The following is a 10,173-nucleotide window of genomic DNA, read 5'->3' as shown; positions in this document are numbered from 1 at the left end:
CCCTTCGCCGCCGCTTCCGCCACCTCCACCGCTGGTCCCGTTGCCTCCACTCCCACCGTCGTCGCTCGCACACCCGGCGACGCCAGCGATACCGGCCACGCCGAGAGCCGCGAGAAATTCACGCCGTTTGCGATCACGTGACATGATACCGAAACACTTCGTTGACGAGGTGATAAGTCTTCCCCATCGTTTCGGCCGCCCACTGCCGGTTTCAACCGGGATCGTGGCCGTTGGGTCCTACGGTTCGCCGAAGACCACGTCGAGACCGTCGTGGCGACAGACTTCGAGGGCGTGTTTCGCGGCCATCCCGGCCGGCTGGGCGGTCCGCGCCCGGCCCACCCCGACCTTGAGGTCGACGTCGACCACCTCGCGGACGTGGGCGATCGCGTCGCGGTAGGCCGCCTCGTCGAGGCTCGAACAGACCGCGATGATGTTGTCGCCGCCGACGAAGAAGGCGAGCGAGTCGTGGGCCTCGCGGAGGTAGCGCATGAGTTCGGCGTAGCCCTGCTCGATGTGGATGAAGGTGTCGAAGGCCCCGATCCGGTCGGTGTACTTCTCGGTCGCGTCGTTGACGTCGAAGTGCGCGACCTGGAGGTCCTCGGTCGTCCGACGGTCCTCGGCCAGCGGTTCACCACGGAGGATCTCCCGTCGATCCTTCGCTTGGGCGCTGCCCGCGTCCTGTAACTGGGTGCTCGCCGTGTCGAGCGCCGCGGCGGGGGTGTCGCCCGTCGCGACGCTCAGGCTCAGCGTCACGGGATACCGGTTCGCCACCGACTCTTGGACCAGCGCGTGGGCGTCCATCCCGATGCCGTTGGTGACCGCGATCATGTTGTCGAACCGCGAGAAGAAGACGTAGCCGTCGCGGTTGCCGAACAGCTGCGAGAGGTCGGCGTAGAGGCGCGATTGGAGCGTCTGGAGGTCGACTTCGCGACGCGGTTCGGGGGTGACGGTCCAGGGCCCGTAGTTGTCGATCTGGATGAGCGTTACCTGCGTGTTCGTCACGGTGGTCGGGGTACGAAAGCCGCCAGTATGCGTCTTTGGATATCGAGACCCGGCTCAGTCGCTTCCCGAACGGGACTCGATTCCCGACGGCGGGGCGGACGGCTTTCCGACCCCAGCATCGTCCGATCCACCGGCGAACACCACCGCGAGGATCACGACGAGTTCGTTCGCCGCACCGACGAGCGCGAGGTACTGGATGGCGGGGAGCGACACCGACTCGACGCTGCCGGCGAGCGAGGGAAGCACCACGAGCGCGCCCCCGACGCCCGCGACGCCCGCCAGCGCCGCGAAGCCACAGAACGCGAGCCGCAGCCGGCGTGAGAGGTGGTCGATGGCGAGCAGCGCGGTCGGGATCACGACCGGGAAGGCGATGAACAGCACCCGGGTGATGTTGCGCGCGATGAGGGGCTGGAGGAAGGCGAGCGGCACGACGGCGATGCCGGCGGCGAGGAAGGCGGTCCGGCGGTCGACCGAGCGCGAGCGAACGACTTCCGGCACCGTGAGGAGCCCCCACAGCGCCGCGAGCACCCAGAGCGTGCCGAAGGCGCTGTAGACCTCGTAGGGGATGTAGAAGACGCTCATCGCGAACTTGTCGAGCTGCGCGCCGACCCCGCGGGCGACGATCGCGCCCAGGGTGTCGCCCGAGAAGCCGTAGAACACCCGCAAGCCGAGGTACATCGCTCCGGCGGGTATCGCCGCGGCGATGGGGCGGACCACACCACGAATCCCCCGTCGTTGGAGGCAGTAGAGCCCGTAGATCGGGAGGGCGAACAGCACGCTCTCCTTGGTGGCGACGCCGAGCGCGAGGAGGAGCGCGAAGACCACCAGTCGATCCCGATAGGCCGCCCAGAACACGCAGGCCAGCATGAGCATCGTCACGCCGTCGACCAGCACGAGGTTGGTCGAGAGGTAGGCGACCGCGGGCGAGACCACGAACAGCGCGAGGCCGAAGCCCGCCCGTCGAACCCCGAACCCGAGGTCACGGAGGTAGGAGTAGACGACGACCCCGCTCGCGGCCAGCGCGGAGACGTTGACGACCGCGAACCCGACGAGTCGGGAGGTCGGGAGCAGCCACGCGAGGACCGGCGTCACCACGCGATAGCGGAACGGTGCGGAGGGTACGTCCGCCGCGTCGAACGGAGCGCGTGCGATCTGGAAGTACTTCGGCGCGTCGCCGGCTCGCACGACGAGAAGCGGATCGACGAACAGCGACGCGCCGGCCACCACGAGCCCGACGAGCAGCGTGCTCGTGAGGATGGCGGCGGGGAGTTCGTGGTCGCGCCACGCGTCGGCGATCGGGTTGGAGCTCATCGGTGACGCGCCACGAGCGGCGTTAGATGCGTTTGAAGACGCCCTTCACCAGTGTGAGCGCGCCCTGGTCCCAGGCGACCCGGTGGTCCAACCCCGTACCGTCGGTCTCGGGGTCGTCGTAGTTGTCGAGGTACCACTCGTAGGTCTCGACGAGCGCCTCCTTGTTGGAGTAGCGGGGTTCCCAGCCGAGCGATTTCAGCTTCTCGACGGAGACGTAGGAGTCCTCGTGGGCGGTCTCGTAGACCCAGGGGTAGAGCGGCGAGAGGTTGAGCTTGTCGAGCGTGCGGAGCGCGAACACCGTGAGCGGGGTCGGGGTGCCCACGGTACGCTTGCCGGTGCCCGCGTAGTCGATCGGGGCCTGGAAGTCCTCCTTCATCGTGCCGAACTCCTCGGCACCCACGTTGAACGTGGTGTTGACCTCGTCCTCGTTCTTCGCGAACATGAACTCCATCGCGCGCACGAGGTCGTAGACGTGCATCAACTGGTACTTGTTGTTGCCCCAGCCGACCATCGGGACGTTCGCACCGGACTCGATCCAGTCGAACAACACTTGAAAGACGCCGAGGCGCTTCGGGCCGATGAACGTCTTCGGTCGGAGGATCGGAACGCACATGCCCTGTCGACGGAAGTCGCGACAGATCTGCTCGGCCTCGATCTTGGCCTCGCCGTAGGGGCCAACGCCGTCGAGCGGGGATTCTTCGGTTATCGGGTGGTGGTCGTGGGTGCCGTAGACCGCGGTCGAGGAGATGTAGACCACGCGGTCGACGCCCGCGTCCTTGGCGGCCCAGAGGACGTTGCGAGTACCGTTGATAGTGGTGTCGCGGATGCGCTCGTCGTCCCAGAGCGGGAGCGCCGCGGCGGTGTGGACGACCGAGTCCGCGCCCGACTCCTCGAGCGCGGCGGCGATGGACTCCTCGTCGCGGACGTCGCCCTCGATGAAGTCGACGCCCTCGATCTCGTCCTCGGGTTTGAAGGGTTTGAGGTCGAGCGCCACGACGTCCCAGCCGCGTTCCTTGAAGTATTCGCAGGTGTGAAGCCCGAGGAATCCGGTGCCGCCGGTGACGAGCAGCGTTCCGGGCTCGGTGAGCCGTTCGTCCGCTTGCTGTTGAGCCTGCATTGCCCCGTGATTCACGATGGGGTTTGAACTATCTACCGATACGGTCGCGTTTCGACGCCGGCGTTCGGGGATAAAACGTGCTGAAACGTGTCCCGGAGGCCGGGAACGAAGCGGAACGGTCCGCACCGATCGGCCGTTTTATGGGAGCCGGTCCCGCAGAAGGGTGCAATGGGCGAGGCGCAGACACAGCGGAGCAGCATCGTCGACACGGCCGTCGGTCTCGCCTACGAGATCCGCCCGTGGCAGTGGTACAAACAGTCGGTCCTCCTCATCGGGATCGTCTTCTCGCGGGAGCTGTTCAACCCCGCGGCGTGGAGCCAGGTCATCCTCGGTGTGCTGGCCTTCTGTGCGATCGCCGGTGCGACCTACATCTTCAACGACATCAGCGACGTCGAGGCCGACCGCAAACACCCCACGAAGCGAAACCGACCGATCGCCTCCGGCCAGGTGAGCGTCGCGACCGCGGGCGCGTTCGCGGTCGCGCTGCTGGTCGGCGGGTTCGTGTTGTCGTACGCCCTCGGACGGCTGTTCCTCGTCGTCGTCCTGACGTACATCGCACAGAACGTGCTCTACTCGCTCTACCTCAAGGACGTCGTGCTGGTCGACGTGATGCTGATCGCGATCGGGTTCGTGCTCCGGGCGGTGGCGGGCGTGGTCGCCATCGGCGTGGCGCTCAGCCCCTGGCTCGTGGTCTGTACGTTCCTCGCCGCCCTCCTGCTCGCGATCGGCAAGCGCCGCAACGAGTTCGAGGCCAGCGACCTGCCCGGCGAGACCCGGGCGACCCTCGAGGAGTACACCCCCGAGACCCTCGACCAGCTCCTCGGGATCGTGACCTCCACCCTCCTGATCTCCTACTCCATCTACACCTTCACCGGCGCGAAGCTCGCGATGATGCTCACGCTCCCGTTCGCCTTCTTCGGGGTTTTCCGGTATCACCACCTGGTTCACACCACCGACTCCGGCGTCTCGCCGGAGGTACTCCTGATCGACCGCCAGTTCATCCTCAACCTCGCGCTCTGGGGGCTGATCGCGGTGATAGTGCTCTACGGCCGCCCCCGGGCCTGGCTGATCGGGGCCGGGGTGGTCTGATGGAGCGCTACGACCTCCAGGTTCACACCGACGCCTCGCCGTGTTCGGCGACGCCACCCGAGGAAGTGGCCGCGGCCGCGGCGGACGCGGGTCTCGACGGCATCGTAGTGACCGACCACGACACCCTCGCGAACGTCGACCGGGTTCGTGCGGCGGCTCCCGAGGGGCTGGACGTGATCTCGGGCGTCGAAGTCACCACGACACAGGGGCACCTCTTGGGGATCGACGTCGCCGAAGCGCCACCGCAGACGGACCCGCTGACCGTCGTGGACCGGATCCACGACCAGGGCGGGCTCGCGGTGCTCTCGCACCCGTTCGATTCGCTCCGGCAGTACTACGACCGCGACCTCGACGACCTCGCGGCGGCCGTCGACGGGGTCGAGGTCGAGAACTCGCGGTGTGTTCGGGAATCGTTCAACCGGCAGGCACGCGCGTACGCGAGCCACCACGGGCTGGCGATGACGGGCGGGAGCGACGGCCACTTCCCGCGGGAGGTCGGGCGGGCGTACACGGCGGTCGAGGGGTCGCTCGTGGACGCGATCCGCGAGGGCTCGACCACGCCGCGTGGGCGCGGCCGGTACGCCTCGGGCCACGTTCTCACGAAGGTCCAGCAGGCGCGACGGTTGGTCGGGGGCGCGACGCCGTGAGCGGCCTCCCCGACGAGGGTCGGCCGGGTGGGGACCCGACGGGCGAGCCGGACGGGCTCACCGGCCGCGTTCGGCGGGTGGTGAGCGAGCACGGGATCTGGGTGACGGCGGTGCTCACGGTCGTGGTGTTCGCGGCGCTGTTCGCCTTCGGCGACGCCAACCAAGTCGCGAACGCGCTCGCACAGTTCGATATGCGGGCGTTCGCGGTTGTGATCGCGCTCACGACGGTCGGCTATCTCGTCCGGTTTGTGAAGTGGGAGCTCTACCTCGACGAACTCGACATCGACGTACCCCGGACGACGAGCCTCACGGTGTTCTTTAGCGGGCTGATGATGGTCGTCACGCCGGGGAAGGCGGGCGAGGTCTGGAAGGCGTGGCTCCTGCGCGACATGGAGGACGTCCCGGCGAGCAAGACGACCCCCGTCGTCGGGGCCGAGCGGATCACCGACGTGGTCTCGCTCGCGGTGCTCGCGTCGGTCGGCGTGGTGGCCTACGGTCGTTCGCCCGCGATCCTCGCGGCGGTCGTGCTGGCCTTCCTCGCCGGACTGGGGTTGCTCCAGTGGCGTGCGGGTTGTCTGCGGCTCCTCTCGTGGGCCGAAGGCCTGCCCGTCGTCGGCGAGTACGCCGACGAGTTCGAGACGTTCTACGAGAGCACCTACGTCCTGTTTCGCTTCCGGCCGCTGGCGCTGGCGACGGTCCTCAGCGTCGTCGCGTGGGCGCTCGAAGGGATCGCGCTCTGGATCACCCTCGACGGATTCGGGGTCGAGGTCTCGATCCTCGCCGCGGTGTTCGTCTTCGCGCTCGGGTCGGTGATCGGCGCGGTGAGCCTCCTCCCGGGCGGGCTCGGTGCGGCCGAAGCCAGCATGACCGGACTCCTGCTCACGTTCTCGGTCGCGGAGCCGATCGCCGTCGCCGCGACCCTGGTGGTCCGGGTTGGGACGCTCTGGTACGCCGCCGTCCTCGGCTTCGCCGTCTTCACCGTTCACAAGCTCCTGGGTGGGGAACCGAACCCCGAGGCGTGACCGGACCCCCGGAAGCGGACACCTGATTTTCATGTGGTCGAAGCATTTCGTACGGTCGGAGCGGTTGGCGCGCGCTCGCGGTCGTGCGCGAGTGAAGACGAGCGCCGACCGCGAACATTGTGCGAGGGATGAGCACCGGAGGGAGTGAGCGGAGCGAACGACTGAGGAGCGCAGTCGGCTGGGGAGGCGTGTGGCTGATGCGGAGCGGTGGCGGGAGCGGAGATGCGAGTTGTTGCACCGCGAGCGAACGCAGTGAGCGAGCGGGCGCGAGGGTGACCGGAGGGAACCCGACGCGCTTTTGATCCACATTTTGCCAGCGAAGGAGCGACCAACGGGAGCGACTGAGCGCAGCAAAAGGTGGGTTACCACCAGTAGTCGCCGATCAGCTGCATGAAGAGCGCCTGGCCGAATACGGCGGCCGCGAGGATCGCCCGCCGGCGGGTCGTGGGGTCGGCGGCCCGGACCGCGGCGGCGACGGGGACGAGCAGGAACGGGTAGACGAACAGCGCGCCGCGGGCGGTCTCGCCGGTGTGGTAGACGCTCCCGAGGAAGAGGCCACCGAGCGAGAGCACCGCGCCGCCGAACAGGAGCAGGGGCTCGCGGTCCACCCGACCGCCGGCGCGGGCGCTCCGCCGGAGGACGCGCACCCCGCGGATCGCGAGCACGCAGAGGAAGGGGGTGAAGAAGAGCGCGATCTCGGCGACGTTCTCGATTCGGCTGTAGAGGTAGCGGAGCGGCGAGACGAACAGCAGGAACCCCTCGGTGTTCTGCTGGTCGGACGCCAGCGAGAACGAGTGGAGGTAATCGAAGCCGAAGCCAACCGCGAGGAGGGCGTAGGCGGCCACGAGACCGACGAGGACCACGGCGAACGGGAGCCACTTCTCGCGGCGGGCGAGCGCGAGCACACCGAGCACGGGCAGGATGAACACGAACGTGAAGGTCTGGGTGGAGGCGACGAACACGCAGACGAGCGTGCCGAGGGCGGCGACGACGGGTGAGTCGCGCGTGAAGCAGTAGACCGCCGCGAGCATCACGACCGTGATCATCGCATCGAGGCTGGTGAGGGTGTAGATCTGGACCGCGGGGAGCAGGACGAACAGGAAGGTGGTGTAGTTCGCGACCGACGCGGGGTAGTAGGTCCGGAGGAGCCGTGAGAGCAGGAGGGCGGTGAGCGCGAGCGAGCCGAGACCGACGACGAGCGAGACCCAGAGCGCCGAGGGGAGTATCGTATCGAGGACGTAGAAGGTGAGCACTGCGCCCGGGGGGTGCGTCTGGGCGTGGAGGGGCAGCGAGAGCTGCTGGGCTTCGAAGGTTTCGAGGAAGCGGACCGGGTCCGCGACGTCGATCGCGGCGAGGTAGTAGCCCCCAGGATCGAGGATGTCGATCGCCGCGCGCTCGTAGTTGCCGGGGGCCGAGAGCGGTCTGAGGATCCCCGGGCCGACGCCGTGGGTCAGGGTGGTGAGCACGAGCAGCGCCCCGCCGGCGACGACTATCGGGAGGAGGGTGCGGTGGTCGGTTCGGAGGAGCACGACCACGGCGACGGCGAAGACGACGAGCGCGAGTGCGGCGAAGACCGCCGCGTCGGGCAGCGGGAGGCGCGTCACCCGAAGCGCGAACTTGCTGATCGGCCAGTACCGCGGGATCGGCACGTTCTGTGCGTCGAGAAGTTGGCGGTCGAACAGCTTGATGACCAGGTTACAGAAGACGACCGAGGTGAGCGTCACCCAGCCGAGCCCGAGCACCGCACGCACCGAGAGCAGTCCGTCCGATCGGCGTGCGGCGTCGGTCCCGGCGGCCATACTCGTCCGTTCAGTCCACGACGCTTAGGTGCTTCCGTCCGCGCCGGCTCAGGCCGACCCCGATTCGGGGCCCTCCGCCTCGGGGTCGTACTCCCAGAGCCCGTTCGCCCGCATGGACTCGCCGACGCGCTGGTGCATCGTCTGGATGTCCCCGATCTCGTCGTCCTCGACACCGTCGAAGACTTCTTCGAGGCTCACGACCCGCTCGTAGTTGAGCCGGATCGGCTCGTCGCCGTGTTCGTCGACGAACGCGGCCACGTCGAGCGGGAAGTCCTCCCCCTCGTCGACCTTCTTCGCGACGATCGCCTGCCCGTACTTGCGCATTCCCTCGCTGCCCTCCTCGCCGTCGGGGTCGTGCGGCCAATCTGCCATACCCGATCCTACCGCGCTCGCCGCAAAAGGATTGCCGTCCGTCGGCGCATCGTCGGGGTAGCGCGCCAGGGTGCGGACCGGTCGAACCCACTCTGTAGAGTCTGGCGGGTACCATCGACGTGAGACGTTCGTTCACCAGCAGCGTTCCGCCCGACGACCGCGACCCGGTGGAGAGTCGATGAGTAGCGAAACGACGTACGATACAAGCGCGGTCGTGCTCAGCCTCGTCATAGGCGTGATCCTCTCGGCCAACCATTCCACCCGGATGGTGCTGAACGCGTCCGCGGGGTCGACGCTCGACCGGTTCGGCACCCACCGTCCGATGCCCGCTGGCTTTCTGCTCAAAGGGCTCGTCCCTCGTACTTGGACGCCTACATCAGGAGGCGACTCGATAGAGGAGGCGACGTTCTTGCCGAGAACAACCGTGTTGAGCTCACCACGTCCGCTTAGAGATACATTATCCATTCATATGATTTATTAAGTCACATCGAGAAGCCCGCTCATGGATCTCGGTACGCTGGAGAAGTGGGGCGGTCGAAGTGATCTGATAGGCGACCTCTCACTTGAGCGGCTACGGACGGCGGACCACGGTCGATTGCTACGCTCCGCCCGGGAGATCGGCATCCGCGGTGGAGCCAAAAGCGTCTACTATTCGCTGCGGCATACGGGCCGCCCGGTCGCATTCGTCTTCGACAACCGAACGAGTGTCTCGATCGCTCGTGATGCAACGATCGATATCCCGGCACTGTTCCTGCTTGGACCGTCGGCTCCTCGGATCGTCCATCGCTCACTCGGTGGCTCCCGATTGTTCGTCACTGCCGACGGGACGATCCGTGTGACGACCGACAGCGTCGCGCGTATCGGTCCTGGGTCACTGTTGAACATCCAGGGGGAGTTCTCGATCGGTCAAACGCACCTGAGTGGCCAGGCACGAGTTTACTGCCGGGAATCGATCACGATCGGCGACGGCTGTGGGATCGGTTGGGCAGTCGAGATTCTCGATAACAACGGTATGCAGGACTTCTGGGTCGATGGCGAAAAGCGACCGAAGACCGGCGCAGTCGAGATCGGTGACGGTGTCTGGATCGGACACCATACGACCGTCTCAGCCGGGGTGACCATCGGTGACGGTGCGGTAGTCGCAAGCAACAGTGCCGTCCTCGATGACGTACCGCCGAGAACGCTCGTTGCTGGTACCCCTGCGAAAGTCGTTCGGGACGACGTTCGTTGGGAGCGTAACGACCGCTCCGACGTGCATGATTGATATCAGTAAAGACGACGGTATCTAGCCAAAAGCCAGGGCAAGCCGAGGAGGTGACCGCTCATTTGCATCGCCAAGTGCCTCCTGTGTGCCGTGCTCGTCGTCGTCACCGCCGCGCTCGTTCTGGTTGCCCTTGATGTCGAGGACAGCTCCACGGTCGACAAGCGGCTCGTCTCGGCCGACGATTGAACGTGGAGTTCGACCGGTGGAACTTTCGTGCGCGAGCCACCAGTCCGACCCGAAGTGAACAAGGGCTCCAGGTCGAACGTTATCCTTCGGTAACGCAGCCATCTCGCCGACGGGTTCGACCGGCTCGCCGACGGTGGAAGTCCCGGCACCGACCGTGTTCGGTCGCGCTCGCCGATGCAGTACGCTGTTCGGCACTCGGCTCGCGCGCCGCGCCAGTCGTGCGTGAACCACTTTTCGGGTTCCTCTCGATGGGCGCAGCGCGTGGACTGTCCCGTTCTCCGACCACCATGACCCCCAGCATCCACGCCAATGCCGAACACGCCGCGAGCCCGACCCCACCGCCCCCGACAGCATCGCCTCGGCC

The 10,173-nt window shown here is 67.0% G+C and carries 10 protein-coding genes; 5 read left to right on the top strand and 5 right to left on the bottom strand.

The window, feature by feature from the left end; all coding sequences use genetic code 11:
• Positions 1 to 237 precede the first annotated feature (237 nt).
• The 3 genes from D3261_RS18930 to D3261_RS18920 are packed head-to-tail and all read right to left on the bottom strand — an operon-like array spanning position 238 to position 3,430.
• A complete protein-coding gene (locus tag D3261_RS18930; protein WP_120075096.1) occupies positions 238 to 1,002 on the bottom strand; it encodes a GTP cyclohydrolase III in 765 nt (254 codons plus the stop codon).
• A 54-nt stretch (positions 1,003 to 1,056) separates the two neighbouring features.
• Entirely contained in the window at positions 1,057 to 2,313 is a 1,257-nt protein-coding gene (locus tag D3261_RS18925; protein ID WP_120075095.1) for a hypothetical protein, read from the bottom strand.
• A 22-nt stretch (positions 2,314 to 2,335) separates the two neighbouring features.
• Entirely contained in the window at positions 2,336 to 3,430 is a 1,095-nt protein-coding gene (locus tag D3261_RS18920) for an NAD(P)-dependent oxidoreductase (RefSeq protein WP_120075093.1), read from the bottom strand.
• 168 nt (positions 3,431 to 3,598) lie between these two features.
• Here D3261_RS18920 and D3261_RS18915 point away from each other — a divergent pair, with 168 nt between their 5' ends.
• Genes D3261_RS18915 through D3261_RS18905 form a run of 3 tightly spaced genes read left to right on the top strand, consistent with a single transcriptional unit; the run spans position 3,599 to position 6,188 of the window.
• Positions 3,599 to 4,519, top strand: a complete 921-nt coding sequence (locus tag D3261_RS18915; protein WP_120075091.1) for a UbiA prenyltransferase family protein — start codon at positions 3,599 to 3,601, stop codon at positions 4,517 to 4,519.
• A complete protein-coding gene (locus D3261_RS18910) occupies positions 4,519 to 5,166 on the top strand; it encodes a PHP domain-containing protein (RefSeq protein ID WP_120075089.1) in 648 nt (215 codons plus the stop codon). Before D3261_RS18915 ends, D3261_RS18910 begins: the two co-directional genes overlap by 1 nt.
• Positions 5,163 to 6,188, top strand: a complete 1,026-nt coding sequence (locus D3261_RS18905; protein WP_120075087.1) for a lysylphosphatidylglycerol synthase transmembrane domain-containing protein — start codon at positions 5,163 to 5,165, stop codon at positions 6,186 to 6,188. Before D3261_RS18910 ends, D3261_RS18905 begins: the two co-directional genes overlap by 4 nt.
• 362 nt (positions 6,189 to 6,550) lie before the next feature.
• Here the strand turns inward: D3261_RS18905 and D3261_RS18900 are convergent, their stop codons facing one another.
• Positions 6,551 to 7,987 (bottom strand): hypothetical protein, encoded by a 1,437-nt coding sequence (locus D3261_RS18900; RefSeq protein ID WP_120075085.1) that lies wholly within the window; start codon positions 7,985 to 7,987, stop codon positions 6,551 to 6,553.
• Between the two features lie 48 nt (positions 7,988 to 8,035).
• Positions 8,036 to 8,359, bottom strand: coding sequence for a DUF5785 family protein (locus D3261_RS18895; protein WP_120075083.1), 324 nt, complete (start codon positions 8,357 to 8,359; stop codon positions 8,036 to 8,038).
• Positions 8,360 to 8,537: 178 nt separating this feature from the next.
• Here D3261_RS18895 and D3261_RS20770 point away from each other — a divergent pair, with 178 nt between their 5' ends.
• Together D3261_RS20770 and D3261_RS18885 are read left to right on the top strand one after the other, a co-directional pair.
• Positions 8,538 to 8,840 (top strand): hypothetical protein, encoded by a 303-nt coding sequence (locus tag D3261_RS20770; protein WP_233554041.1) that lies wholly within the window; start codon positions 8,538 to 8,540, stop codon positions 8,838 to 8,840.
• 21 nt (positions 8,841 to 8,861) lie between these two features.
• Complete coding sequence (locus D3261_RS18885; protein WP_120075081.1) at positions 8,862 to 9,623, top strand: DapH/DapD/GlmU-related protein; 762 nt, start codon at positions 8,862 to 8,864, stop codon at positions 9,621 to 9,623.
• Positions 9,624 to 10,173: the final 550 nt, after the last annotated feature.

Origin of the sequence: Halococcus sp. IIIV-5B (genome assembly GCF_003602035.1) — an archaeon.
GTDB lineage: Archaea > Halobacteriota > Halobacteria > Halobacteriales > Halococcaceae > Halococcus > Halococcus salsus.
The sequence above is the reverse complement of the archived record's forward strand: the minus strand, read 5'-3'. Positions and strand labels throughout refer to the sequence as shown.

Coding starts and splice junctions, on each gene's coding strand:
- D3261_RS18925 (WP_120075095.1), bottom strand. CDS start 2,313: ATGAGCTCCAACCCGATCGCCGACGCGTGGCGCGACCACGAACTCCCC.
- D3261_RS18920 (WP_120075093.1), bottom strand. CDS start 3,430: ATGCAGGCTCAACAGCAAGCGGACGAACGGCTCACCGAGCCCGGAACG.
- D3261_RS18915 (WP_120075091.1), top strand. CDS start 3,599: ATGGGCGAGGCGCAGACACAGCGGAGCAGCATCGTCGACACGGCCGTC.
- D3261_RS18910 (WP_120075089.1), top strand. CDS start 4,519: ATGGAGCGCTACGACCTCCAGGTTCACACCGACGCCTCGCCGTGTTCG.
- D3261_RS18900 (WP_120075085.1), bottom strand. CDS start 7,987: ATGGCCGCCGGGACCGACGCCGCACGCCGATCGGACGGACTGCTCTCG.
- D3261_RS18895 (WP_120075083.1), bottom strand. CDS start 8,359: ATGGCAGATTGGCCGCACGACCCCGACGGCGAGGAGGGCAGCGAGGGA.
- D3261_RS20770 (WP_233554041.1), top strand. CDS start 8,538: ATGAGTAGCGAAACGACGTACGATACAAGCGCGGTCGTGCTCAGCCTC.
- D3261_RS18885 (WP_120075081.1), top strand. CDS start 8,862: ATGGATCTCGGTACGCTGGAGAAGTGGGGCGGTCGAAGTGATCTGATA.